Source organism: Treponema primitia ZAS-1, from assembly GCF_000297095.1.
Classification (GTDB): Bacteria; Spirochaetota; Spirochaetia; order Treponematales; family Breznakiellaceae; genus Termitinema; species Termitinema primitia_A.
This window is the reverse complement of the sequence record NZ_AEEA01000170.1, coordinates 70585-97545: the sequence shown is the minus strand read 5'-3', so window position 1 is coordinate 97545 and position 26961 is coordinate 70585. Positions and strand designations below refer to the sequence as shown.

At 50.6% G+C, this 26961-nt stretch carries 23 protein-coding genes; 15 read left to right on the top strand and 8 right to left on the bottom strand.

What is annotated here, in order from left to right; genetic code table 11:
* The first annotated feature begins 28 nt into the window (after positions 1-28).
* The 8 genes from TPRIMZ1_RS0117115 (at position 29) to TPRIMZ1_RS0117075 (ending at position 7659) form a co-directional block, all read left to right on the top strand.
* On the top strand, positions 29-532 hold the full coding sequence (locus tag TPRIMZ1_RS0117115; RefSeq protein ID WP_010263583.1) for a heme-binding protein: 504 nt from the start codon (positions 29-31) through the stop codon (positions 530-532).
* A gap of 8 nt (positions 533-540) precedes the next feature.
* On the top strand, positions 541-1458 hold the full coding sequence (locus TPRIMZ1_RS0117110; protein ID WP_010263582.1) for a homoserine O-succinyltransferase: 918 nt from the start codon (positions 541-543) through the stop codon (positions 1456-1458).
* Between the two features lie 422 nt (positions 1459-1880).
* Entirely contained in the window at positions 1881-2459 is a 579-nt protein-coding gene (locus tag TPRIMZ1_RS0117100; protein ID WP_010263580.1) for a hydrolase, read from the top strand.
* A 10-nt stretch (positions 2460-2469) separates the two neighbouring features.
* Entirely contained in the window at positions 2470-3555 is a 1086-nt protein-coding gene (gene mnmA / locus TPRIMZ1_RS0117095) for a tRNA 2-thiouridine(34) synthase MnmA (protein ID WP_026043784.1), read from the top strand.
* A gap of 122 nt (positions 3556-3677) precedes the next feature.
* A complete protein-coding gene (locus TPRIMZ1_RS0117090) occupies positions 3678-4427 on the top strand; it encodes a sugar phosphate isomerase/epimerase family protein (protein WP_010263578.1) in 750 nt (249 codons plus the stop codon).
* Between the two features lie 70 nt (positions 4428-4497).
* Complete coding sequence (locus tag TPRIMZ1_RS0117085) at positions 4498-5823, top strand: ABC transporter substrate-binding protein (RefSeq protein WP_010263577.1); 1326 nt, start codon at positions 4498-4500, stop codon at positions 5821-5823.
* Positions 5824-5908: 85 nt separating this feature from the next.
* A complete protein-coding gene (locus tag TPRIMZ1_RS0117080) occupies positions 5909-6826 on the top strand; it encodes a carbohydrate ABC transporter permease (protein WP_010263576.1) in 918 nt (305 codons plus the stop codon).
* Positions 6823-7659 carry a carbohydrate ABC transporter permease gene (locus tag TPRIMZ1_RS0117075; protein WP_010263575.1) on the top strand — a complete coding sequence of 279 codons (837 nt, stop codon included), beginning with the start codon at positions 6823-6825 and terminating at the stop codon, positions 7657-7659. The genes TPRIMZ1_RS0117080 and TPRIMZ1_RS0117075 overlap by 4 nt, the downstream gene beginning before the upstream one ends.
* 56 nt (positions 7660-7715) lie before the next feature.
* On the opposite strand, the gene TPRIMZ1_RS0117070 is transcribed toward TPRIMZ1_RS0117075, so the two are convergent.
* The gene (locus tag TPRIMZ1_RS0117070) at positions 7716-8720 is read right to left on the bottom strand and encodes a LacI family DNA-binding transcriptional regulator (RefSeq protein ID WP_010263574.1); all 1005 of its coding nucleotides are present in this window, start codon (positions 8718-8720) and stop codon (positions 7716-7718) included.
* Between the two features lie 332 nt (positions 8721-9052).
* On the opposite strand from TPRIMZ1_RS0117070, the gene TPRIMZ1_RS0117065 reads away from it, so the two are divergent.
* Together TPRIMZ1_RS0117065 and TPRIMZ1_RS0117060 are read left to right on the top strand one after the other, a co-directional pair.
* On the top strand, positions 9053-10186 hold the full coding sequence (locus TPRIMZ1_RS0117065) for an aldo/keto reductase (protein WP_026043783.1): 1134 nt from the start codon (positions 9053-9055) through the stop codon (positions 10184-10186).
* Positions 10187-10230: 44 nt separating this feature from the next.
* Positions 10231-12666, top strand: coding sequence for a beta-mannosidase (locus tag TPRIMZ1_RS0117060; RefSeq protein WP_010263572.1), 2436 nt, complete (start codon positions 10231-10233; stop codon positions 12664-12666).
* On the opposite strand, the gene TPRIMZ1_RS0117055 is transcribed toward TPRIMZ1_RS0117060, so the two are convergent.
* Positions 12663-14507 (bottom strand): hypothetical protein, encoded by a 1845-nt coding sequence (locus TPRIMZ1_RS0117055; protein ID WP_010263571.1) that lies wholly within the window; start codon positions 14505-14507, stop codon positions 12663-12665. The two genes, TPRIMZ1_RS0117060 and TPRIMZ1_RS0117055, sit on opposite strands and share 4 nt — an antisense overlap.
* A gap of 78 nt (positions 14508-14585) precedes the next feature.
* On the opposite strand from TPRIMZ1_RS0117055, the gene TPRIMZ1_RS0117050 reads away from it, so the two are divergent.
* From TPRIMZ1_RS0117050 to TPRIMZ1_RS0117030, 5 genes are all read left to right on the top strand, one after another.
* Positions 14586-16025 (top strand): tetratricopeptide repeat protein, encoded by a 1440-nt coding sequence (locus tag TPRIMZ1_RS0117050; RefSeq protein WP_010263570.1) that lies wholly within the window; start codon positions 14586-14588, stop codon positions 16023-16025.
* Between the two features lies 1 nt (position 16026).
* Positions 16027-17034, top strand: coding sequence for a DHH family phosphoesterase (locus TPRIMZ1_RS0117045; protein ID WP_010263569.1), 1008 nt, complete (start codon positions 16027-16029; stop codon positions 17032-17034).
* A 74-nt stretch (positions 17035-17108) separates the two neighbouring features.
* Positions 17109-18287, top strand: a complete 1179-nt coding sequence (locus tag TPRIMZ1_RS0117040; protein WP_010263568.1) for a TraB/GumN family protein — start codon at positions 17109-17111, stop codon at positions 18285-18287.
* Positions 18288-18347: 60 nt separating this feature from the next.
* Complete coding sequence (locus tag TPRIMZ1_RS0117035; protein ID WP_010263567.1) at positions 18348-19826, top strand: sulfite exporter TauE/SafE family protein; 1479 nt, start codon at positions 18348-18350, stop codon at positions 19824-19826.
* Between the two features lie 168 nt (positions 19827-19994).
* Positions 19995-20441: a DUF2318 domain-containing protein gene (locus TPRIMZ1_RS0117030; RefSeq protein ID WP_232616866.1), complete on the top strand. Its 447-nt coding sequence runs from the start codon at positions 19995-19997 to the stop codon at positions 20439-20441.
* 3 nt (positions 20442-20444) lie between these two features.
* Here the strand turns inward: TPRIMZ1_RS0117030 and larA are convergent, their stop codons facing one another.
* The 6 genes from larA to iolE form a co-directional block, all read right to left on the bottom strand.
* Positions 20445-21764, bottom strand: coding sequence for a nickel-dependent lactate racemase (larA, locus tag TPRIMZ1_RS0117025; protein WP_010263565.1), 1320 nt, complete (start codon positions 21762-21764; stop codon positions 20445-20447).
* A 55-nt stretch (positions 21765-21819) separates the two neighbouring features.
* Positions 21820-22233, bottom strand: coding sequence for an HIT family protein (locus TPRIMZ1_RS0117020; protein ID WP_010263564.1), 414 nt, complete (start codon positions 22231-22233; stop codon positions 21820-21822).
* Positions 22234-22243: 10 nt separating this feature from the next.
* Positions 22244-23698, bottom strand: coding sequence for an NAD(P)-dependent malic enzyme (locus TPRIMZ1_RS0117015; protein WP_010263563.1), 1455 nt, complete (start codon positions 23696-23698; stop codon positions 22244-22246).
* Complete coding sequence (locus tag TPRIMZ1_RS0117010) at positions 23695-24723, bottom strand: type II glyceraldehyde-3-phosphate dehydrogenase (RefSeq protein ID WP_010263562.1); 1029 nt, start codon at positions 24721-24723, stop codon at positions 23695-23697. Before TPRIMZ1_RS0117010 ends, TPRIMZ1_RS0117015 begins: the two co-directional genes overlap by 4 nt.
* A 66-nt stretch (positions 24724-24789) precedes the next feature.
* Positions 24790-26049 carry a phosphoglycerate kinase gene (locus TPRIMZ1_RS0117005; RefSeq protein WP_010263561.1) on the bottom strand — a complete coding sequence of 420 codons (1260 nt, stop codon included), beginning with the start codon at positions 26047-26049 and terminating at the stop codon, positions 24790-24792.
* 3 nt (positions 26050-26052) lie between these two features.
* The gene (gene iolE, locus TPRIMZ1_RS0117000) at positions 26053-26955 is read right to left on the bottom strand and encodes a myo-inosose-2 dehydratase (protein ID WP_010263560.1); all 903 of its coding nucleotides are present in this window, start codon (positions 26953-26955) and stop codon (positions 26053-26055) included.
* Positions 26956-26961 lie beyond the last annotated feature (6 nt).

The window sequence follows — 26961 nt, the reverse complement described above, 5'->3', positions numbered from 1 at the left end:
TGTAAATAGAAAGGAGTTAATCATAGGTATGGATTTTGATACTGCCATCGATATTGCAGAGAAACAGGAAGCGCTGCTTCAATTTCTCCATTTTTCCCGGAAGGATGTCTGGGACCTGGGGAATGTGATTGTAAGCGAGATTTTTGACAAAAAGTATGTGCTTGCCACCAGTATCCGTTTGATCAATGGGCTGATTGCTTTTCAGTACATCCCCGAAGGAACCAATCTGAATAATAATTTTTATTTGACCCGAAAATTCAATCTGGTAAGGGATAAGGAAAACAGCAGCCTCCTCACGACCCTGCGGTGGCAGAAGAAGGATGAGGGCCTGGCATACCAGGGGCTGTCTCCGGCAGAATATGTCCTGTGCGGCGGCGGCTTCCCTATTGTGGTAAAGGGAACGGGTATTGTTGCTGTAGCCTTGGTTTCCGGGCTGCCCCATCTGCAGGATCATGATATTTTGGTTGAGACCATCAGCCGTTACCTGGGAGTTTCCGGAGTTCCCCGGATCCCCTTGGACGCAGGACTCTAGGGTGTACAATGCCGATTAAGATTCCGAGAACCTTGCCCGCCCACGATGCCCTGCGGGAAGAAAATGTATTTGTTATAACCGACGACAGGGCGGAACATCAGGATATACGTCCCCTTAAAGTGGGGATTGTTAACCTTATGCCTACCACGGTGGATACGGAGATACAGCTTCTCAGGCTTTTGGGCAATAGCCCCCTCCAAGTGGATATCAGCTTCCTCCGCATGGGGAGTCACGAATCCCGGAACGCTCCCCCGGGGCATCTGGAACGGTTTTATGTCAGTTCAGAAGATATTATTCGGCAGAATATCCGTTTTGACGGACTGATCATCACCGGCGCTCCGGTGGAAACCCTGCCCTTTGAGGAAGTGGATTATTGGAGCGAGCTGGCGGCGGTATTGGACTATTCTTCGAGGAATGTCTGGTCCACCCTGCACATCTGCTGGGGCGCCCAGGCAGGACTGTACCACCGTTATGGGGTTCCCAAGCTGGTTTTATCCCGGAAGCTTTTCGGCGTATTCCCCCACGGGGTGAACGAGCGGCATACCACCCTATTCCGGGGCTTTGACGACGAATTCCTGGCCCCCCAGTCCCGGCACACCGAAAGCGACCGTAAGGCCATTGCCGCCATACCGGAGCTAACCATTGAGTCGGAAACCGACGAAGTGGGGGCCTTTATCGTTACCGCCCGGGAAGGCCGGGAAATCTACGTTACGGGCCATCTGGAGTATGACCCCCTGACCCTGGATAAGGAGTATCGCCGGGATATCGGAAAAGGCCTTTCCATTAATGTTCCAAAAAACTACTACCCCGGGGATGACCCTTCCAAGGAGCCGGTGGTCCGCTGGCGGGCCCACGCCCACCTCTTTTTCAATAACTGGCTTAACTACGTCTACCAGGAAACCCCCTTCAATTTGGCGGAATTATAGCCAAAAAAATATTTTTAAAAATATTATAAAAACGCTTGACACGCGTTTTTATTTTGGCTATATTCCTAGTATATTCATATGTTTTATAAGATATGAATATATTATTACAAAAACCCACCCGGACCGGGTCCCGCGTCTTCCCGATCCGGTATTTAAAAAAAGGGGTGAATGGACGGCAGGGGTACTCCTCCCCCTGCCGTCCTCTTTTTTTCCATTTCCATTCAACCCATATTTTTTTAACCATTGTTTTGCCTGCCGAACCGGCAGAAAAGAATATGCCCCAATAAATTTATCGGGGGTGGCGGTGGAAAAAAACATGAGGGGACCCTCTGGGGAGGCTCATGTTTTTTTCCAGCCGACAGGACCCCAGACAACGTTAAAAGGGCATATTCTTTTCTGTTCTTTTTTATTAGACTATCCAAATGGCTGAAACTAATATCATAACCCGGGACCAAGCCTGGGAACTGTTTAAGACCTATAATAAGGACCCCTTTCACATCCAGCATGCCCTTACCGTGGAAGGGGTAATGCGCTGGTACGCCCGGGATCTGGGTTACGGAGCGGAAGAGGACTTTTGGGGTATCGTGGGGCTGCTCCACGATATCGATTTTGAGGAATTCCCCAATGAGCACTGTATTAAGGCTCCTGAACTGCTGCGGAAGGGCGGGGTTGGGGAGGATATTATCCACGGGGTATGCAGCCACGGCTATGAGCTGACCGTGGACGTAAAGCCCGAGCATGAGATGGAGAAAGTACTTTACGCAGCGGATGAGCTTACGGGGCTTATCTGGGCGGTGGCTATCATACGGCCCTCCAAGAGCGTGCAGGATATGGAAGTAAAATCGGTTAAGAAGAAGTATAAGACCCCGGCCTTTGCGGCGGGCTGCTCCCGGCCGGTTATCGAGAAGGGGGCCGCCATGCTGGGCTGGGAGCTGGACAAGCTTATCGAAAAAACTATCCTGGCCATGCGTTCCTGCGAAGACGTTGTTTCCCAGGGATGATTCGAACCCCATGGTTCGTGGAAAGGCGGTCATAGCCATGTCCGGCGGGGTGGACAGCTCCGTCGCGGCCTGGCTTATGAAAGATGGGGGGTATGAGTGCATCGGCATAACCCTAAAGCTTTTTGTGAACGATGCTGTTGGAAAGCCTAAGAATAATTCTTGTTGTTCCCTGGATGATGTAAACGATGCCCGGGCGGTGGCCTACCGCATGGATATGCCCCATTACGTATTGAACTTTACCGAAGAGTTCCGGGATAGGGTGATAAACCGGTTTATCAAAACCTACGAACAGGGGGCTACCCCCAATCCCTGTATAGACTGCAACCGGTTCATCAAATTTTCCCGGCTCCTTGAACGGACACGACAGCTGGATTTTGATACCATCGTTACCGGCCATTACGCCCGGATAGAACGGGACGGCGCCGATGGCAGGTTCCTCCTGAAGCGGGCCCTGGATACTAAAAAAGATCAGAGCTATGTCCTCTACGCCATGACCCAGGATCAGCTGGCCCATACCCAGTTTCCCCTGGGGGAGCTGACCAAGCCCCGGGTCCGGGAAATAGCCGAAGCCCAGGGTTTTGTGAACGCGAAGAAACACGATAGCCAGGATATCTGCTTTGTACCCGACCGGGATTACGGCGGCTTTATCGAACGGTATACCGGGAAGCGTTCGGCCGAGGGGAATATCGTCGACGAAGAGGGCCGGGTCCTGGGTAAGCACCGGGGTATCATCCGGTATACCGTTGGTCAGCGTCGGGGCCTGGGGATTGCGCTGAACGAACCGGTGTACGTTAAGGCCAAATCGGTGGCGGACAATACGGTTACCCTGGGGCCCGAAGAGTCGCTCTACACAAAATCACTGACCGCCAATGAGCTTAACCTGATTAGCTATGCCCGGCTGGAGAAGCCGTTACGGGTAACCGTTAAGACCCGGTACCTCCAGAAGGAGCAGTGGGCCACGGCGGAACAGACCGGGGAGGATACCCTGCGGGTGGACTTTGATGAACCTCAGCGGGCCATCACTGCGGGCCAGGCGGTGGTGCTCTACGACGGGGATGTGGTAGTGGGCGGCGGGACCATTAAATTAGCTACTTAAATTAATTAAATTAATTAGTATTTGTGTTGTCCTGCTAATTATGCAATCAGAATAACTAAAAACATTGACATGATTGAAAGCACTTTGTATTATTCCATAATTACACATAAAGGGGATTGATAATGAAAAAGGGATATCAACTTTATTCAGCCCGAGAAGTGTCTAAAACCCGTGATGGTTTTATTTCTACCCTGGAGAAAGTGGCCTCCTACGGTTATGATGGGGTGGAATTTTTTGATTATGCGGATATACCTGCGGCGGAGATCAAAAAAATATTGTCCGCCAATCATTTGGATGCGATAAATTCCCATGTCTCTCTGGATCGCTGGCGGAATAATCTGGAGCAGGAAATCGGTTATGCAACGGAAGCGGGTATTCCCGCCCTGACCATCCCCTATATCCTCCCGGAACAGCGTACGGAAAAAAATTACCGGGATCTTTTCAGGGAATTGCCCGCTTATGTGGGGGCTGCTAAAAAAGCGGGGCTTAAGGTTTGTTATCATAACCACGATTTTGAATACCAAACTCTGGATGGGCAGCCGATACTTGATGCCATACTTTCTGCGGATAATGGGCTGCAGCTGGAACTTGATACCTTCTGGACCTGGTTTGCCGGCGCCGATCCGGAGGCATATCTGCGTAAATATGCGGGTCGTACCCCTCTTATACACATTAAAGACTATTTGGATAGGACAAAGACCCCTCCGGTATTTTGCGCCATAGGTGAGGGCAAAATGGAAAACGGGAATATCGTAAAAACCGCCAATAGTATTGGTGTGGAATGGATTATCGTGGAACAGGATAACAGTCTGATTGATCCCCTGGAAAGCGCCCGTATAAGCATAGAAAATATAAAAAAAGCGGGATGGTAATACGGTTCTGGGTACCCTGCCGCTTGGCGGCGTTACTATATATTTTGGTTTTTATTTAAGGAGGTGTGTTGTGAAAAGCGTAAAATGGATTTTGCCGTTTGTATTAACGGCGATGCTTGTCGTGTCCTTTGCTGCTTGTAATAAAAGCGGTGGTGGTTCTTCTGCTTCGAGCGGGAAACGGGAAATCGTGTTCTGGGATATGATGTGGGGCCCCGCCGATACCTATCCCGATGCGGTGCAGGCATTGGTGAACCGGTTTAATGCGGAAAATACCGATAACATTCATGTTACTTCCCAGGTCATCCCCTGGGATAACTTTTATCAGGTATTCCTCACTGCGGTAACTTCAAAAAAGGCGCCCGATGTTTCTACCGGCGCTTTTATGCAGTCCATTCAGTTTGCCGAAATGGGCGAAGGGCTTCCCCTTGACCCGATTGTTGATCAATGGAAGAAAGAAGGGAATCCCATCCTGAACGACTACTCCGAAGACATTTTCAATCTGTTCATGTATGAGGGTAAGCGCTATGGGCTCCCGTGGAATCTGGACAGCCGCCAGATTTTGTACCGCACCGATTATTTTAAGCAGGCAGGTATTACGGAGCTTCCAAAAACTTGGGCTGAATTTGAGCGGGTCTGTACCCAGCTGAAACAGGCCCTGCCCTCGGATGTTTCTCCCCTGGTCTTCCCGGGTGGTGGTGATTACTCCGGTTTCCAGTCTCTGTTTACCTTTTTGTTTCAGAATAGCGTAGGCGCCGTCGATGTGAACGGCCAGCCTGATTATCTCAATCCCAAGGTGACTGAAACCTTACAGTTTATTAACCGCCTGTATGTTAACGGCTACATCCCCGAAGGTATCGGCGCTTACAAAACCCTGGACGCCGATAAGCTGTTTCAGGCGGGAAAAGCGGTTATGTATTTGGGTGGTTCCATGGATCTGAAGGATTTTTCCGAGATTAATAGTAACTGCGCTGTGCTTCCGCCCATGGCGGGCCCGAGCGGTGCACCCCGGTATTATACCTGGGTAAACGCCCTGGAAGCTTTCTCCCAGACTAAGGATCCGGAAGCGTGTCTTACCTTTATCAAGTGGTGGCTTGAGAATGAGCTTACCCTCTGGACTGAGGGGGGTATCACCGGGCTTCCCGCACGGCAAAGTTTCCGGCAAGACCCCTACTTCAGCATTCAGTGGCAGAAGAAACAGATCAACGATATTGTATTACCCATCGCAACTACCCCGGTATACCCGGCCCAGAGTATTTATCTTCCCTTCTCTATTATTGAAGGTGAAGCCCTGCCGATGATCGGTCTGGTACGATCCCTGGTACGAAATCCCGACTATAAGACGATCCAGCAGGATGTCCAGAACTCTATGGTTAACGGGTGGAAGGATTTTGAATAGTATGTAAGCGTTTTTTGAGAAACCCCGGAGGCATAAGCGCTTCCGGGGTTTTGGTTCAAATAAAAAGCTAAGGGGGCTTCATGCTATGAAAACTAAGTCCGGTACGCTTGATTTAAAAAATAGCAAACTTGGGTACCAGTTGTTAATTCCTGCGTCCATTCTTATTTTTGCGATCAGTATTTTTCCGTTGCTGCGTGGAATAGGGCTTGGTTTTATGCGGTACAGTATCCGGCGTGCAAATGCGGCAACCTTCAATGGGCTGGATAATTTTATTCAGTTATTACAGGACAAGGAATTTTACAGTACCCTTGGGTTCTCTTTTTTCTACGCCTTTGCGGTGGTGATTATTTCTTATGTCATGGGCATGTGTTTCGCCCTGTTATTAAATCGGGACATCAAGTTTCGTGGATTTTTCCGTGCCATGATCCTGATCCCCTGGATTATCCCTCCGGTTGTGGCGTCCACCAACTGGACTTGGTTGTTAAACGATCAGTTGGGATTTATCAACCTCGTTTTAAGGCAGTGGGGTTTGATCGATAAACCGATTTTGTTTTTAGCGGATCCTATTCTGGCACGTATTACCGTATGCTTTACCGGTGCGTGGAAGTCCTTCCCGTTTATGACCATAGTGCTCCTGTCGGGCCTTCAGGGTATTCCCGACGAACTGTACGAAGCCGCGTCCATTGACGGGGCCGGATTTTTCCGTGCCTTCAGGCACATCACCGTTCCCATGCTGAAACCGGTTACTACGATTAGTACGGTGCTCATGTTTATCTGGACCTTCAATAATTTTGAAAATATTTATCTCCTTACCAAAGGCGGCCCCGCGAACGCGACCTTTATTCTGCCGATCCTTTCGTACTACACGGCGTTCTTCCGTTCCCAGCTGGGATACGCTTCGGCAATATCCACGCTGATGTTGGTGGTACTTCTTTTTATGGCGCTCTTTTATATGCGCGCCCTGCAGGGAGAGACCAAACCCAAGGGAGGGAAAAAAGCATGAAGCCCCGGTCAATAGCCCAAACTAAAACCGTTCTTACCTATGTCGCCCTTGTATTGATCATTTTGGTAGTGGATTTCCCGTTCTTCCAGATGGTTTCCGTATCGTTTAAGACCCGGCAGGAAGCCCTGGGGAGCACCAAATTTTTCCCCCAGCAAATTAGTCTGGATAATATTATCCGGGTATGGACCCACACGGACTTCCCACACAATATCTTAAATAGTCTTATTGTCGCGGTGAGTTCCACCATCTGCTGTATCGTAATCGCGATCATTGCCGGGTATGCGCTTTCGCGGTTCCGGGGCAAGGTATTCTCCGCCTATTCGGTTCTGCTGTTGCTGTTGCAGCTCTTCCCCAGTATTCTGCTCCTGATCCCCCTGTTTGTTATATTTACCAAATTGGGGCTGGTTGATACCCTGTTCTCCTGCATTCTCGCCTATACCACCACGAACCTTGCCTTTTCAATCTGGATGATTAAGGGCTTTATCGATTCCATTCCCTTCGACCTGGAAGAGGCCGGCATGATTGACGGATGTACGCAGTTTTCAGCGTTTACCCGTTTGATCATCCCCATTTCAATGCCCGGTATTTCTACGGTTGGTATTTTTACCTTTATCAACTCTTGGGGGGAATACACCCTGGCATCTATTCTGCTCCGCAGCGATTCTAACATTACCCTTACCTTGGGATTGCAGAAATTTGTGATGCAATTTACATCGGATTGGCCGTCTTTGATGACCGCTTCGACTATCGCAACGCTCCCCACTATTGTTTTCCTTGTATTTGCCCAAAAATACCTTGTCCGCGGTATGTCCGCCGGTGCGGTAAAAGGCTAATATACGGTACGGTAACGCAGCCAAAGGCAGGATGAGCGCCTTTGGCTGTATTATTGCTATTCAATCTTTTTTACACTGTCCCGGATAACAATATGGCCGTTGATAATTGTTGTATTTTGAAGGTAATTATTATTTAATATTTTTTGTATAATAATATTTGCACAGGTAGATACCATTTTATCAATATCTACCGCGTATGTAGTAATGGAAGGATGGGAGAGTCCGGGGAGCATATAATCATCAAATCCCACTACGGAAATATCATTTGGGATTTCAAGGTTGTGTTCCTTGAGCAGGGTTATTAAGTAGCCCGCTGTTGCATCAGAATTACAGGCGAAAGCGGAGGGTAATCGGTCCGGCAAGGTAAACCCCATCCGCCCCTTTTCATCCCGATCGGGAATAATCATATCGGGAGTAACCGGAAATTTCCTTTCATGCATCGCGCGGCAATAACCATAATATCGATCCAGAATACTGCTTGTGGCATCAATGGAGCCTACAAAATAGATATCCCTATGCCCCATACTAATCAGGTATTTTGTCATGGTATACATGCCGTAATACCCATCGGAGATAATACAGGTATCCCCCTGTGATACCTCATCTGAATCCAAATAAACCAGGATCTCACCGCTGACAGAGCTTATAAATTCACGGTATGGCCGGTCTAATTGTCCAAGGATGATAATACCGTCAATTTTCTTATCCTGCAGCATACGGGGTACAACCAGATTATCTTCATCTTCGATACTCAATATTTCCAATAATCCAAAATACGTTTTTTCGAGTAAGCAGTGCAATAACCGTTGATACATATCCCAATAGAAGGAATTGGCGCCATACAGAAACCGCTGGGGAACCAGGATGCCGATATTTCCGGTGCTGGGTTTCTGGAGGTTTTTTTTCTTTGATGGGGTATACCCCATTGCACTGGCGGTTTCCTTGATTTTTGCTCTCAGATCCTCACCCATACCCTGCTTATCCGCAAGGGCTTTTGATACCGTGACGGTACTTACCCCAATACGTTCGGCAATATCTGATAAGCGTACTTCTTTAGGCATATTTCCCCTTAAGTGTGTTAATTTTTTTAAGCATATTATTATGTTTGAAGAATGTCAATTGGAAATGGGAATTTCACATGATTAAATAAAGTTAACATTATACTTAAATTAATTAAATTAGTTGGAAAAATTATATCCATGCGGCGATATTACCAATATTTAAGGTATAGTGCATAATTATTATTATTTTTATCAAAAAAATTGGCTAATATTTCTTGACATTTTAATATTTCAATGATTAAATAAATTAATGTTTTAACGAAACAGGTTGTGACTGGTCTTGCAGGAGCTTTCCGTAAGGGATAGACTTTTCAGGATAAAAAGGAGAGAGTATGGAAAAGCGGCGAATTGATTCTTTAGGTGTAAACGTTTCCTTATTAGGATTCGGGTGTATGCGGCTTCCAATAATCGGCGGTGATACAAAAAAGATTAACTATCCTGAAGCTCAGAAAATGATAGATCGGGCGTTAAAGGCGGGGATTAATTATATTGATACCGCTTGGCCGTATCATGAAGGGGCAAGTGAGGTTTTTGTAGGGGACACTTTGTCCAAATATCCCCGGGACAGCTATTATCTTGCAAGCAAGATGCCGACCTGGGAAGTTTTTAAGAATCCCCAGGAAGATATGGAACGGATCTTCTCGGAGCAGTTGAAAAAATGCAAGGTTGATTATTTCGATTTTTATCTTATTCATAGCCTTGATGTGGGGCATTTAAAAAACTGCAGGGAATACAAAATGTATGATTTTTTAAAGAAAAAGAAGGATGAGGGGAAGATCCGGCGGCTGGGTTTTTCTTTCCATGATCATCCTGATGTGCTTAAGGAAATAGCGGATTCCCATGAATGGGATTTCGCCCAGATCCAGCTTAATTATCTGGATTGGGATCTTCTCAAGGCAAAGGAAAATTACGAGTATCTTACCCAGAAACATATTCCGGTTATTGTTATGGAGCCGGTCCGTGGCGGCGCTTTGGCGACCCTCAATGACAAGGCTTTGGCGATTTTGAACAAAGCGAATCCCAAAGCCAGCGCTGCATCCTGGGCTATACGGTTTGCCGCATCTCTGCCGAATGTTATGACCGTATTGAGCGGTATGTCCACCCCGGAACAGGTTGAGGATAATATCGGTACCATATCGAATTTTATACCCCTGGGAGAAGCTGACTATAAGGTGCTTGCCGAAGCCGCCGCTGCCTACAGGGCATCCGGTACAATTCCTTGTACCGGATGCCGGTATTGTTCGGATTGTCCTACGGGAGTTGATATACCGCGGATATTTAGTTATTACAACTTCTTTCAAATTAATAAAGACAAAGGCGGCTTTGTTAATGGTTATCGAGCCATCTTAGAGAAAGAACAAGCCCATAATTGTGTAGCCTGTGGGCAGTGTATGAATCATTGTCCGCAGGGGATCAAAATCCCCGATCGGCTGAAGGAAATTGCCGCCTTTGCGGCGGCGGTTTAGAAAATAGAAGGTGTTTATAATTATTCTATAAAGGAGACTTGGTGATGATTGTTCAAAAGCTTCATGGTGGCTGGAAAATGAAGAAAAGCGGAGATACTGCGTTGCTCCCCGCTAAGGTTCCTGGATCGGTGTATAATGATCTTCTTATCAATAAGAAGATGGAGGACCCTTTCTGGCGGGATAATGAGGATAGTGCCCTTGCCCTGATGGAAAACGATTTTGAATACGAGAACACCTTTGCGGCATCCCCAAAGCTGCTGAAAAACGATGGTGTGCTGCTGCGTTGCCATGGTCTTGATACCCTGGCGGATCTGTACCTCAACGGCGCCCTCCTGGGTAAGGCGGATAATATGCACCGCATCTGGGAGTTCGATGTAAAGGATCGGTTAAAGGACGGGGAAAACAGTCTGCGGATTGTTTTTCATTCCCCTACAAAATTTATCCGGGAGGCGTATAAAAAAATAAAGACCGATGGAACCACTGACGCTATGGAAGGGTTTCCCCAGATCCGGAAAGCCCATTGTATGTTTGGCTGGGACTGGGGTCCCCATCTTCCGGATGCGGGGATTTGGCGGGATATAGAGCTGGTCGGTTTCAGCATTGCCCGGATAGACAGCGTGTATGTTACCCAAAAACACAAAAAAGATTCGGTGGATCTTAATCTGGCGGTCAAGCTGGACCAGCTTGCCGGGTCTTTAAAGGCGCCTGTCTATAGTGTAACCGTGACGGACCCTAAGGGGAAGCTTACCCAATACGATAATTCGCCAAAGAAGATCACCATTGACAACCCGGAGCTCTGGTGGCCCAACGGGTTCGGCGCCCAACCGCTGTATACCATACGGGTTACCATCTCCAATAACGGTAAGGAACTGGACAGTTGGGAACGGCGCATAGGGCTGCGAACCATGACCATGCATATCCAAAAGGACAAGTGGGGTGAAGGTTTTTCTCACCGGGTTAACGGGGTAGATATCTTTGCCATGGGCGCCGATTATATTCCCGAGGATAATATCCTGAGCCGGGTTAATCCGGATCGGACCCGTAAACTTTTGGAGCAGTGTACGGCTGCTAATTTTAATGTCCTCCGTGTCTGGGGCGGTGGTTATTATCCGGATGATTTCTTCTATGATATATGTGACGAACTGGGTCTTATGGTTTGGCAGGATTTTATGTTTGCCTGTGCGGTCTACGAGCTGACCGATGAGTTTGATCGAAACATCCGTGCGGAGGTGGCGGATAATGTCAAACGGCTTCGGCACCATGCTTCCCTGGGACTCTGGTGCGGGAACAACGAGATGGAAATGTTTGTGGATACGAACACCTGGGTGAGCAGCCCTAAGCAAAAAGCCGACTATATCAAGATGTACGAATACATCATCCCCCAGGTATTGAAGGAGCATGATTCTGAAACCTTCTACTGGCCCGCGAGCCCCTCCTCTGGTGGCAGCTTTGATGAGCCCAATGGTCCTAACCGGGGGGATGTCCACTACTGGGATGTATGGCACGGGAACAAGCCCTTCTCGGATTACCGGAACTACTATTTCCGCTATGTATCGGAATTCGGTTTCCAGTCCTTCCCCAGCCTCAAAACGGTGGAGAGCTTTACCCTCCCAGAGGATCGCAATGTTTTTTCTTATGTGATGGAAAAACACCAGCGTAATAATGCTGCCAATGGTAAGATCATGAATTACCTATACCAGACCTTCCTATACCCCACTAGTTTTGATACCCTGTTGTATACTTCTCAGCTCCTCCAGGCGGAGGCGATCAAGTACGGGGTGGAACATTTTCGCCGGCACCGTGGCCGCTGTATGGGGGCCATCTACTGGCAACTCAACGACTGTTGGCCCGTAGCCTCATGGGCTTCGATTGACTACCACTTCCGCTGGAAGGCCCTTCATTATTACGCCAAACGGTTTTTCCAGCCCCTCATGGTTTCTTGCCATGAAGAGGGTATTCTGACCCAGAACCCCAACCTAAACTTAACAGATCGGACCATTGAAAAGAGCTTTCGTCTATCGGTGGCCAATGAAACCATGGAAGCGAAGAAGCTCAGTGTTAAATGGGAGATCCGTGATAAAACCGCCAGGGTTCTCAAGGAGAAAACCATTCCGGTAAAGGTCGATGCCCTGTCTTCAGCTTGGCTGGATAAGGTTGATGTTCCGGATATCGCCCTGGACGATGAGTACCTCAGTTACCATCTCTACGATGGGGATACCCTGGTTTCGGAAGGAACGGTTATTTTTTCCCTGCCCAAGTTTTTCCATTATGAGGATCCAAAACTGAGCTATACCATTAAGGGGGATATCATCACCGTTAAGGCCGCAGCCTATGCCAAGAGCGTGGAGATCCGTAACAGGAACGAGGACCTGGTTCTTTCGGACAACTACTTTGATATGAACGCCGGAGAGAAGAAGGTAAAGATCCTCAGCGGAAAATCCAATGGGATTAAGCTTCGGAGTGTGTTTGATATTCGTTAATAGAACACCCGTATGTGCTCTGTGGTAAGGCGGTGCTTCATCTTGACCATCAGGGTTTGTTCCGATGGTGAATAGGCCCAGCCCGAAGAATCGTAACGCTCAAACTGGGGATCCGTGCGGAAGGGAATATTGTAGAGCTGTATCTGGGTAAAGGACTGTATGCCCCGAATGAGCATGTAATGGGTTTCCCCGCTGGGGAAGGATACGGAAATATCCAGGGCATTGTTTTCCTGGCTGAAACTTGCCGTAACCCCGGCAGCGGCGGTCCAGGTCCAGACGCCGTTTATCGCAGAGCCCAGGCTTATGGCCCTGGCCGCATAATCCCCCAAACGAAGCTGCCGGTAGATCCGGGCGGAGCTTAAGGTAGTGTTGGAAGCCGCGCCGTCGGCGGGGGTGATGTCGCCATTTTCGGAGAGGCTTAGGGTGAGGGGGGCCGTACCGGTCTCGTCCACAAGGGAAAGTACCGACAGAACCAGAGAACGGCCTATTCCATCCCAGATTTCCTGGCCGGTATATTCCCCGTAGGCGATTAGGCCTGCCCCTAAACGGAGGTTAAATTCCAGATCCGCCATCCCCTGGTTAAAAACAAAGATCTGCTCCTGCTGATTATCCATAACGATTCCCTCGGACAGGGCAAAACAGGCTTGATCCATAAGCCCTTCAAAGGGGTTTTCTTCATTGGGCAGGTAATGCTGCCAGTCCATATAGCCTTCCAGAATACCGGGTATTAAATCCGGGTTCAACGCGGCGGTATCAATGGAACGGATTATCCCGGCTGCGCTGTTAAGCAGATTGCCGTAGCCCCGGATAGCGATAAATTCGATGACGTGGAAATTTTTCAGAAAGTCTACAGACCCATTTTCGATAAGCCGGGTAAAGCGGCTGAAATTTTCCCGTTCAAAAACGGCGTTTGAACGAAGCCCCTGATCCATGTGCCCTATATATGCGGTGGATTCAAAGCTTTTTTGATTGCCCTCCAAAAAATCAGAGGATATTGCGGAAACCCCGGACTGATAGGAGCCGCGCTGTAAGGATTCGGAAAGATAGGCCAGAAGAGCTTCCTCATTCCGGTTGTCTCCGATGGTCTCTCCCCAGCGGGAGAAGGACCGATCCCGCCAGCGGCTAAGAACATCATTGTAGTTCCGCTTATCCTGGGCGGAACTGAGGATAAAACGGGAGGGGTCAAGGACTTCAATCCCCGGGACCACACCGTAGAAAACAAGGGGATTTTGAATATCCATAAGGATCAAATGGCGGGCAGAGTCCACCGTAGAATTGGTGAAATGGTAGCTTTTCCCATCGGCGATGATATGGGATTCTCCATCGTCGTTGTGCCTGATACGGGAGCTGCCCAGGGGACGGTAGGGAAGTTCCAGTCCCATGTATCCTTCGGGCAGATTGGCGCCTATCCTGAGTTCCTGTCTTCCGCTGGTATTTTGGCTGGTGAAGCTCAGCTCCGTTCCGCCGGCGAGCATGAACAGGGCGCTGTTCTTGGATATGGTTATGGAGACAGGCCTTGTCCGTTCCCTTTTGCCATCCCGGTTCAGGATACAGAGGCTGTCGGCATTATCATCATCCGTAAGGAAGAACTCCATGCCTCCGTAAAAAATGCTCAATTCCCCATTCAGGGGGCGTGCATTATCGCGAGCAACTTCTGCTACTTGCAACGAAGTTTCCCGCGCTACTGGGACTTGTTTGCCATAGTGGCCGGAAACAACAAAGTCGCCGATCTTTTGGGTAAAATTTCTGTGCTCGGTAAATTGGATTACCACCAAAATGATAAATACACCCACATACAAAACGATGAGGCTGATAATACGGGGGAAAATGGGTTTTCGCATCCTACTCTAAGATATCCTATAGGTGTTCAAATTGCAACTTGTTGCTTTTAAGATGATTGTACTATATTATGGATAAATATGAATACTGGATACCCTAGGATTTTTCTCCTTCTGACAATCCTGCCCTGGTTTTTCTCCTGTTCTTCCCGTCCTGCGGAGCAAGCCCCTGCCACAGAAATGGCTGCTGTTTCGGTTCCCTTTGTCGAGGTTCTTGCTGCCCAGGAGATTCCCCAAACGGATACCGAGTCTATCCTGTCCGCAGTGGCGGATTTTCTTGGACGGGGGGATTACGACGGCGCCCTGGCATGTTTTGAGCGCCTGGACAGCGAAGTTGCTGCAACTTCCAATATTCGTCTGTTGAAGGCTTCGGTGTTAAGCTCCGCGGGCAGAGTTAGGGAAGCCCGGAGTATTATTGAAGGGATTATCGCCGGGGATGCGAATAATACGGAAGCCCTCTATGTGCTTTCCACCCTGGAAAGTGCTCAGGGAAAGGAACGGGAACAGAAGACGATCCTGGAACGTATCATCAAAATCGATCCGAACCATGTGCGGGCCCTTTCCGCCCTGGGGAATATAGCGGTTCTGGCTAAATCCCTGCAAACTGCGGCTTCCTATTTTGATAAAGCCCTGGCGGCGGACCCGAACAACGGTGACGCCCTTCTCGGCCGGGCCGGGGTGTACCGGTACCAGCGGAACCCCAAGGCTGCGGAGTCCCTGCTGAACAAGGCGGTTACCCTCTATCCCCAATGGACCAGACCCTTAACCGAACGGGCCCGGCTTTACGAAGGAGCGGGTTTTTATACCGATGCCTTAAACGATCTGGACCGGGCTAAGAGCATTAACAGTAATGATTATTGGATAGCCGTTGACCGGGGAATCGTCCTGGTGGATCTGCAGCGGAAGCAGGAAGCCCTTCCGGAATTTAACCGGGCCATAGGAATAGATCCGAATATGTTCATCGCCTATGTGTACAGCGCCGGGATAAAGGATGAACTGGGTGATTACGAAGGGGCGGAGCATGATTACGAGGTTCTTGCCAAGCTTAAACCGGATTATTATTTTGCCTTTGAGGGTGTGGGGATCCACAAAATGCGGAGGGGTCTCTGGGCTGAGGCCAGGGACGCCTTTATGGCGACCTATAGACAGACGCCGGAAACCTTCTCCTATGCCCTGCTTACTTCCCTGTGCTGGATGCGGGCGGGCAGGATAATGGATCCGAAACCGTTTCTTGCAGAGGTATTGCGGAAGGTTAAGCGGGATAGTTTAGAGTGGTATGTGATCCGGCTCTACCATGATCTGAACGGGGACAGTGATGTGGCCGCACGGATAGATCAAGAACAAAACCTTACACTCAAGGCCCAGATGTTGTACTATCTGGCGAGTTACTACGATGTTCGGGGCAATACCACCCTGGCGAATAGGTATTTTACCCAGGCTTATGACATGGGAGAGCGTACCATTATCGAATGGCGCTTTACCGAGTGGGTCGTGGAAGAACGGAATCTGAAGGCTCCCTGATATGGACCACTTTTCCCGGCTGCTCGAACTTCTGGAAGAATCCTGCCGCCTTTCGGATCGGTTTATCGAAGACCCCGATGTGCCTCAAAGGCGGGTAGTAATCCAAACTCATGATTTTCCGGACCATGACGCCATGGCTTCGGCCTTTGCCCTGAGCCAGCTTCTGGAACGTTTTGGGTTTGCCCCTAAGCTCCTGTACCGAGGCATCATCCGGAGCTATTCCCTCTGGTCCATGGTTTCAGAGCTGGCGATTCCCATTACCCAGGTTGTAGATAAGGCAAACAAAGAATGGCGTCATGCTCCCTGCATTATGGTGGACGGAAATCCCACGAATACCAATGCCCGGCAGATAACGGATAATCTTTTTGGTGTGATAGATCACCATGGGGGTTCCGAAACTCCGGACTGTCCCTTTGTGGATATCCGGACAGACTATGGCGCCTGTTCGTCCATTATCGAAAGTTACTGGCATGAGCTGGCATTGAGTCCCGATAAGGTTGCTGCCACAGCGTTACTTATGGGCATACAGATGGATACGGACTTTCTTTCCCGCCGGGTACATCAGGCGGATCTGGACGCCCTGCACCGGATTTTCTTCATCGCCGATTGGGAGTACGGATCCCGGGTGGTTAAAACAGCGCTTTCAAAAACGGATCTGAACTCCCTCCAATTGGCCATTGCCAATGCCCGGATACAGGACGGTATCTTCTTTACCGTGATCACCAAAGAGATCACCCAGGAAGCCATTTCGGTCCTGGCGGATTTTTTCCTGCGGCTCCGGGAGATTTCTATTACCATTCTGGTGGAGAACAAGGGGGAGATCCGGCCGGTTTCGGTACGGAGCCAGCTCCCGGATATTTCCGCCGCCCGGGTAATCCGTACCGCGCTACAAGACATAGGCGAAGGGGGCGGACATGACTATATGGCAGGAGGGCTGCTCTTTCCCGCCACAAAAATAAGCGATGATGATTTGTTTTTACGGTTTTTCAACGCTATTAAAGAGCACTAAATAGGAGTTATGCGAAACTTCGTTTCGCTTCGATTTGATAGTGCGGGAGTCCCTGCGCTAATATAGGAGTTATTATGAAGGATACCCATGTTACGGTTAATCTTCCGGGTAGAGAAGTTATTCTTATCGGTACCGCACATGTTTCCAGGGAAAGTATTGAGGAAGTTGCCGGGGTAATTCGGGAAGAAAAGCCGGACCAGGTCTGTGTGGAGCTGGATGCCGGGCGCTATGACTCCATGGCCCAGAAGGATAGCTGGGAAAAGCTGGATGTGGCCAAGGTTTTTCGGGAGGGCAAGGGTTTCCTCCTCATGGCCAACCTGGTCCTTTCCAGTTTTCAGCGCCGCATGGGGGCGGAACTGGGGGTCAAGCCCGGGGAGGAGATGAAGATCGCCATCAATACCGCCACAGAACTAGGGATTCCCTATACCTTTTGCGACCGGCAGATACAGACCACCCTCAGCCGCGCCTGGGCCCGCTGCGGTTTTTGGAGCAAGAGCAAGCTCCTGGCATCCCTTGTTTCCAGCGCCTTTACCACAGAAAAACTAAGCGAGACTGAAATTGAAAACCTGAAAAACCGCAGCGAACTGGATGGTATGATGTCCGAGCTGGCGGACTACCTGCCTACGGTAAAGGAAACCCTCATCGACGAGCGTGACCGGTATCTGGCGGCGAAGATTTGGGCCGGCGGTACGTCAAGGCAGGTCGCTGTTGTTGGGGCGGGGCATCTTATGGGGATTAAGTCCCACCTGGAACGGATCTCCGCCGGGGAAGAAAACGCCGATGTTTCGGAACTGGATAAAATTCCCCCGCCTTCCCTATTCTCCAAGATTGCGGGCTGGATCATCCCGGCTATTATCGTGGCAATCATCGTCCTGGGTTTTTTTCGCGCCGGCGCCGGTGTAAGCCTGTCCATGCTGCTCCACTGGGTGCTTTGGAACGGTTCTCTGGCCGCTTTGGGTACCCTCATCGCCCTGGGGCATCCCCTGTCTATTTTGGTGTCCTTTGTGGGCGCCCCGGTTGCCACCATCAATCCCTTTATCGGGGTCGGCCTGTTTTCGGGCATCACCGAAGCTACCATGCGGAAACCCCGGGTCGCCGACGCCGAGACCATCTCCGACGATGTTTCCAGCCTGAAGGGGATCTACCGGAACCGGATTACCAAGGCACTGCTGGTGTTTTTTCTTTCTTCTGTGGGGGGTATGGTAGGGAACTTCATAGCTATCCCGTCTTTGGCGGGCTTACTGGGAAAATAAAACCCGTAAAATTCTTTTTTCTTCACAATTTCAACATATTCTTGGTGTACCATTCTTATTATGGAAACCGGTGTAAAAACCAAAAATTTACGTATTGATGGCATGACCTGTGTGAACTGCCGGAACAAAATTGAAAAAACTCTGCGCGGTACCCAGGGGATTGTAAAAGCCAAGGTAGATTACAATACCGGTACTGCGGTGGTTTCTTACCAAACCGAAACTATTACCATCCAGGAAATAACTTCGATTATCGAAAAGCTTGATTATCACGTTTATACCGGCCATGGTGCATCTGCGGGAAATTCCCTTAACCGTACCATAAGCTCCCTGGTTATTATCGCCGCCCTTTTCTTGCTGGTCCGTAATCTGGGGCTTATCACCCTGTTTAATACCTTCCCCCTGGCCGAGGCGGGGATGGGTTACGGGATGCTTTTTGTTATAGGGCTTATCACTTCGGTCCACTGTATCGCCATGTGCGGGGGGATAAACCTTTCCCAATGTGTATCCAATGGGAACCGGGCGGGCAGCGGTACTGTCGCCATGCGGCCGAGCCTTTTGTACAACCTGGGTCGGGTAGTCTCCTACACCCTAGTGGGGGTCATCGTGGGCGCCCTGGGTTCGGTGATCAGTTTTTCCGGGGCCATGAAGGGGGCGGTACAGATTGCCGCCGGGGTCTTCATGGTGATCATGGGAATAAATATGCTGGGTATATTCCCCTGGCTGCGGCGCCTTACCCCAAGGATGCCCGGTTTCCTTGCCCGCCGTATTGAGGAGAAAAAAGGCCATAGTAATAGTCCCCTCTATGTGGGTTTATTAAACGGCCTTATGCCCTGCGGCCCCCTCCAGGCCATGCAGCTCTACGCCCTCTCCACCGGGAATCCTGTTACGGGTGGCCTCTCCATGCTGCTCTTCAGCCTGGGTACCGTACCCCTGATGTTCGGCCTGGGCGCCCTGAGTTCCCTGTTGAGTAAAAAGTTTACCCGCACCGTGATGAGCGCGGGCGCAGTTCTTGTGGCGGTTTTAGGGTTGATTATGTTTACGAACGGCTGGAGTCTTTCCGGGTTTTCCAGCCCCTTCGATACGGCTGCCGGCTCGGTATCCGCCGCTCCGGGGATAGTCGTAGAGGATGGGGTACAACTGGTAAGTACCACCCTGCTGCCGGGACAGTATCAGCCCATTGTGGTGATGGCGGGAATGCCGGTGCGGTGGACCATCGAGGCGCCGCCGGGGAGCATTAACGGCTGTAACAACCGGATGATTATCCGCGAATACGGCATTGAACACAAGTTTACTGCGGGAACCAACATGGTCGAATTTACCCCGGAAAAAACCGGTGTTTTCCGGTATAGCTGCTGGATGGGGATGATCCGCAGTAATATTACCGTAATCGAGCCCGGAGCGGAATTACCCCCGGAAACAGTAATTTTGGAGGATGATTACCTCGATGATGAAGACATTGCCGCCATGGCGGATTGGAGCGAAGAAGACGAGGCCGATTTTTGGAAATTGTTTGACGCAGAATTTCCTGAAAATGAATGAAAGGGGGAAGGGATGGGTATCCTGTTGACGCACTGGCATTGTATATTGCCGGCAATAGTAATTGTGATAGTCTCGGTTTTAATGAATCGGAAAAAATCTAAGGATTCTGAAAAATAGTTATTTTATGGAGGTATGGTGATGATGAAGAACAGGTCGTGGATATTGGCAATGGTGATTATAATGTCTCAGGCGGCGGGCGGCGTTCTCTGGGGCGCCGACAGTTCCGCCCAGCCCCGCAGCCCCGTGGTGGATCAGGATCTAGTTATCCCCTTAAGCGATCTCTCCGGAACCGCTCAGTTTTACCCCGTGGTTATTGAGGGGGTTCAAATGGAGGTTCTGGCGGTAAAGGCGCCGGACGGAAGCTACCGGACCGTATTCAATACCTGTCAGGTTTGTTATGGATCGGGCCGGGGATATTACAAACAGAACGGGAATGTACTGGTCTGTCAGAACTGCGGCAATCGGTTTCCCTTGAATCGTGTAGAGGTGTCCTCCGGGGGCTGTAACCCGGTGCCGATTTTCCCCCAGTATAAAGTCCAGGACGACGAGAAGATTGTTATACCCAAGGATTTTCTTATAAAGGCAAAAGGTATTTTTGCACGGTGGAAAGCATAAGCCTCAGTCCTGAGACTCCGGCACGGTAACACAGCCGTCGGGGAGTATAAGTATTTTTGGGACGGCGATACCTCGGGACTGGGCCTTTCTCAAGCCTTCATCCAGCGCCGCTTGGGGGGAAGCGGCGCTCTCGATGAACATACTTTTTAGCCTTTCTGTAGGTAATTCTGTTACGGCCTTTATCGTAGCCCGATTGGATACGGCGGCCATCTTGGCGGCCTTATGGTATCCCAGCTTGTACCCTTCGCTGATACGCCGGAGAGCATCCGCCGGACTCTTGGCGGAGGCCAGCAGTTTAGCGTAGGCCTCATCTCCAATGCCGTCCCTGCAGCTGGAAACCAGGATCAGGGTTCCCCCATCCTTTAGCGCTACTGCGCCATTATCAATGGCCTTCTGGGATTGGTAGAGATCGATGTCCATAGGAAATTTTGCCACCGATACTACGATGTCCGCCTTCGCGGGAATAGTCACACAGAATATCTTCCGGGCAATTTCAACGGCGGCATAAAAAGAAGCCATCAGATCCCCGGTTGTAGCAGCGGCTACCCGCTGCTCCTTATCAAGAATGGTCATGAGGGAGAATACCGGCGCTTTGATCAGAGGCAGGGCGTCCATCATATCCTCATGGACCGGGTTCCCCCCCAGGGCCAGGGAATGGGCTGCCTTGGAGAGGGCCTGTTTATGGTTCTCCTGGATGGTCTTATAGGCGGCAATCCCCGGGAGAAATGCCTTGCGGCCCCCGGTAAAGCCCGCGAAGTAATGGGGTTCTACGCTGCCCGTGGCGATTATTCGATCCGCTTCAAAGAGCCGCTTGTTGAGCAGTATTGGTGTGCCATTCCTGGTGGTTCCCAAATCCGCCATATCTTCATCTTTCCGGGCATCGTGGTGAACGCAGCGGTTCCGGAGTTTGTCGTAAAACACCCCCAGAATCTGCCGGTACTCATCCTCCGTAGGTCCCCGGTGTGCCCCGGTGGCCACGATGAAGGTTAAATTTTCTATTTGGATACCGGTTTTCTCAAAAACCGGTAGAAGGCCCTTGAGGATCATCTCTGTGGGGGTTGGCCGGGTAGCGTCGTTGATAATAATGAGAATCCGTGTGCCGCCGTGGAGAAAATCTTCAAGACCCTGTCCCTGTTCCGCATTAGCCTGGGGACCATCCTTAGTAAAACTATTCGGTCCATAGGGCCTTTTTAAGGCTTCCCCCAGAATTTGTTCCATGGTTCCGGCAGCCTTGAATTCATTCGGTTCCGCCACTGCCAGTAGGTTTTCATCGGAAAATTCCAGAGGGAAGGTTTTTTTTAGATAGGGGATTTCGATTTTCATAAGGCCCTCTGACCGGAAGGTGGGGGCTGCACCACACACCTTCCGGATTTGTCATTTAAAGTTTGCTTTTAATTTGTTCAATAAGTTTGTTAAGTTCCTCAGGGCTTACGGCGCCTGAGGGATCGGCGGCCAGATCAAAGGGGCCTCCCCAGGATTTGCCGCCCTTGTATTTCGGGACCAGATGGAAGTGCACATGGGGATAACCATCACCGTAGGCGGCGTAGTTGATCTTGTCCGGGGAGAAGGCGTCGTAAATAGCTTTTGATGCCTTGGCCATATCCCGTCCGAAGGCTTCTACCTCCGTTTTACTGAGCTGGAATACCTCGGTTTTGTGTTCCTTGAGGGCCAGAATACAGCGGCCCCGGTAGGCCTGATCCTTAGTGATGTACAGGGTGGATACTTCCAGATCCGCCACAATCTCTACGATATCGGTAGTGCGGGTACAGTACCGGCAGTTTTGATCCTTCACAAAAAACTCCTTATTTTTTTACCGCGTCAATAGCCCTAGCCAGCGCCGTCTCCAGCAGCTCCGCCGGCGGTTCTTTGATATGCCCCAGTTTTTTCAGGTCATCCACCAGAGCCCGGGCGGCGGCAATGTCCGCCTTAGCCCGATTGTAAACTTCATCCCAGGATAACTGCAGCCGGGCTACCCCTTCTTTAACAGCCTGTTGGGCTACATCCGCAGCCTCCACCGCAAACACTTCGGTTTCTTCCATGGTGGCAATGATGCTGTCAGGATGTATACCACGTTTCTCGGAAAAATCCGCAATGGAGTGGGCACAGCGGATCGCCATGCCATCGGTGATCTTCTTTGCCCGTACTAATAGTGCGCCCTTGAGTATCCCCGGGAAACAGACCGAATTGTTCACCTGGTTGGGGAAGTCCCCCCGGCCGGTTGCCACAATAAAGGCCCCCGCTTCCTTGGCCGCATAGGGCCAAATCTCCGGTACCGGGTTGGCGCAGGTGAACACGATAGACTTGGCGGCCATGGAGGATATCCATTCCCGCTTCACCGTATCCGGGCCGGGTTTTGATAGGGCGATGAGTACATCCGCGCCTTTCAGCGCTTCCGCTTCGTTTGCCGCCCTACCGGGATTGGTTTTTTCGCAAATTTCCCACTTCCGGTAGTTCCGCTTATCGTTCTTAATATCATCCCGTCCCAGGTGAAGGGAACCCTTGGAGTCAAAGACGATCATCTTGGCGGGATCGCCGCCGTCGGCAATGATCAACCTGGCTATGGTGGTGTTCGCTGCACCCGCTCCCAGAAGCACTATCTTTGCCTCCGATAGTTTCTTCCCCGCCAGTTTTAGTGCATTGAGCAGCCCTGCCAGGGTGATGCAGGCAGTCCCCTGGGCATCGTCGTGCCATACCGGTATATCACAGGCATCACGTAATTCGTCCAGTACCTTAAAACAATTGGGCTGGCTGATATCTTCCAGGTTTATCGCACCGAAGGAAGGCTGCAGCATTTTTACAAACTCAATGATCCGGTCAGGATCATGCTTGCCATCGGGTCCGCGTGAATCCATACAAATTGCCGTGGCGTCTACGCCGCCCAGGTACTTCATGATCATGGCCTTGCCTTCCATGACCCCCAGGCCGCCCGGAGGGGTGCAGTCGCCGTCCCCCAGGACCCGGGTAGAGTCGGACACCACCGCCACCAGGTTTCCTCGGTTAGACAGGGAAAAGGACGTATCGTTGTCATCCCGGATGGTGGTGGATATTTTGGAAACCCCCGGGGTGTACCAAACGTTAAACCAGTTAAGGCCGGCGATGCCGCACTTGGGCACGGTCTGCATCTTTCCGCCGTAGAACTTGTGGGCCTCCAGGGACAAATTTTTTAGGAATAGTGTTTTAGCCTGGGCTTTCTGGTCCTCCGTAAATTCCGCAGGAAACAGGGCGTCCAGATCCTTTAATGCAGGATCGATCTTCATTTTTTCCACTTCCCTAAGCCAAGGTATTTGTTGGTTTCAGCAGTACCTGTGGCTGAATCGTTCTGCATCTTCATGCTGGCACGGATACCGTCCATGGTTTCCGGAATAGTTACCGATTCCTGGGGGATGTTGATGGCGTACATAATATTGTCACCGCTTTCAACGATACTGTCTTCCCATAGGCCGATCTCGTACATATCTCCACGGGGGTTCCCCAGGTCACGGGCGTAGCGGAAGAATGAGGCATTCCCCAGGAAACCGTCGTCGATATTCACCACCCGGATACGGTTGTGGGTCTTAAAGGCTTCCAGGGCCTGTTCCTTAGTAATCTTACCTTTTTTCGCGTGGGCGACCACCGTAATGATGTGGCCGTGGGTAACCGGAGTATGGACCAGGATGCCCGTCGCATCAATATGGGGCATGATGGTCATCAGGTCCAGGGCCTGATGGGAGGGAGCCTTGTCCATCTGCAGGGCGTTGGTTAAGCCGCGATGATAGTCCCCGGGATCAGCCACCCGGCGGATGATGGTTATCGCCACCCGGTCGATACCGTATTTACGGTCCAGACAGTCCACCGAACGGATGAGTCCCGTAGTATTACAACTGGTCAGCTTCAGGTAATTTACCCCGAGCCCTTTTTCGTAGTTAGCGTAACCGTGGAAAAACACATCCGCCACGGAGTTTTTCTCACCGCCCTGGAAGATAGCCTTAACTCCGGCCTTGGCGTAGAGTTCCTTGTTTTTTGCCCCCACACCGCCGGGGGAGGAATCCAGCATGATATCAACCTTACCGATCAGGTCCTGGAAGCTGCCCTTGTAGGGGATTCCTGCGGCATCAAATTTGGATTTGTCCGCCCCATCGACCAGATACAGGTCATAGGGCATACCCTTTTCACAGAGGGCTTTAATGGAAAGGGTGGGGGCTAAATCCGCGATGCCCACCAGTTCCATGTCTTTCTGCAGCGCCACGCCGTCCGCTAAACGCTGCCCGATTACTCCGTATCCCGCTACTCCGACTTTTACCATTTTCTTTCTCCCCTTATAGTTTTTTAAGCAATTAATGAATATCCCCGCCTTCCTTCAAGGACGGAATTATTTTACCTTTTCTTTCAGCTTTGAACCGTGCCGCAGCGCTTTTACCACCGGCAATTCTTCCCCGGTTAAGAAGCGGATCAACGCACCCCCGCCGGTACAGATGTAATCAATATCCCTGGTTTTACCGTATTTTTTTGTCGCAGTAATACTGTCACCGCCTCCAATAACCGTATAGGCTTGGGTATCCCCCAGTGCGTCCCATACCAGGCGGGTCCCCAGCTCGGTGGCTGCTTCTTCAAAAACCCCCATGGGTCCGTTGACAAAAACGGTCTTGGCTCCCCTGATGGCCTCCTGATATTTTTTTGCGGTCATCTCGCCAATATCCAGGATGAGTACCCCTGCGGGGATTTTCCCCAGCTCATATTCCACCCGCTTCCCGTCCTTCACCGCGGCAAAGTCCGAGGGGCTTACAATCTTGTCCCGGTATTTTGCAAGCAGCTCCTTTGCGGTGTCCACTAAATTATCGTAGCCTTCTTTTTTGATGAAAGCCCGGGCAGGTTCCCCGATGTCTTTACCGTCCGCCCAGAGGATTACTTCTCCTACCAGACCGCCGGTTAAAACTTTGTCCGCCGCTCCGCCCCCCAGGACGGCGCTCATCATCAGAAAAGCGTCGTTAATTTTGGCGCCCCCCAGGACAAATACGCTGGGCCGCTCTGGTTTTTCCATGAGACCGGAGATGACGCAGAATTCCTCTTCAAACAGGCGGCCCATGGCGCTGGGCAGGAGTTCTTCAAATCCGCATAAACTGGGCTGATCCCGGTGGGCTGCGGCAAAAGCATCGCAGACATAGATGTCCCCCAATGGAGCCAGCTTCCGCACTAACAGTGTTTTTGCCTGTTCCTCATGGGAGAGGAGCAGTTTGGTTTCAAAGAGGGTCTGTTCCTCCGATACAAAACGGACATTGTCCAGCAGGAGGATTTCTCCCGCATTGAGGGCCTTGATAGCCTCCCGGGCTGCGGGGCCGCAGACATCATCGATAAATTTCACTTCCTTACCCAGAAATATGGACAGCGCCTTTGCATGGGGCTCGGTGGTATAAAAGTTTTTATATTCGATATCACTTCCCTGATGGGCCAGAAGCACCAGCTTGGCTCCCTTCTCACTCAATTCCTTCAGGGTAGGGATACAGGCTTCGATCCTGGTAGTATCCTTTAGGGTTCCCGTGACCCGGTCCACCGGCTGGTTAATGTCCACCCGGCAGAGAACCGTTTTATCCTTTACATCAAAATCATCCAGGGTGTTTATTCCGAATCTCATTGATTAAACTCCGCCGGTTTTTTTGATATAGGCCCGGGCCTTAATGGCGTACTCCAGGGGATTAGCCTTGGCGGGGTCCTGTTCGGCTTCCACCACCCACCATCCTTCATACTGCGCTTTTTTCAGGGTGTTGAAGATGGGCTTGAAGTCTATGCTTCCGTCGCCGGGCACCGTAAAGACCCCGGACTTAACCGCATGGAGGAAGGACCATTTTTCCGTAATCGCTGTTTCCCGAATAGCGGGACGCATATCCTTAAGGTGTACATGGCGAATCCGCTTTATCCATTTTTTCAACACCGCCATATGATCTTCCCCGGAGAAAACCAGGTGCCCCGTATCGTAGAGGAGGCTCAGTAATTTAGGATCGGTGTTTTCCATAAGCCGGTCAATTTCGGCGGCGGTCTGCACACCGGTCCCCATATGGTGATGGAAGGTCAGCTTCATTTTTTTTTCAGCCGCCAATTTTCCCAGCTTGTTCAGCCCCTCGGTGAGCCGTTTCCATTCCTCGTCGGTAAAAACCGGTTTGTTATCGAAGATAGGTTCTTCCTTGCCCTGAATGGAGTGACCCTGTTCAGAAGCCCCTATAACCCGGGCGCCCACAGCATAAAGAAAATCCCGGTGCTTGATGAATGCCGCTTCTACTTCTTCGTAGGGCTGAGTGGTCAGAAAAGAACTGAACCAGGCGTTACAAATGGTGAGCCCCCGCAGTTTTAGTTTTGGGTTGAGAATGTCCGGATCCTTGGGATACTTGTTACCCACTTCGCTTCCGGTAAATCCCGCCAAAGCCATTTCGCTGACACACTGCTCAAAGGGAATCTCCCCCCCCAGTTCGGGAAGGTCGTCATTGGTCCAGCCGATGGGGGCAATGGCCAGTTTGATCTTAGGCTTCAATGCTACCTTTGCCATAACACT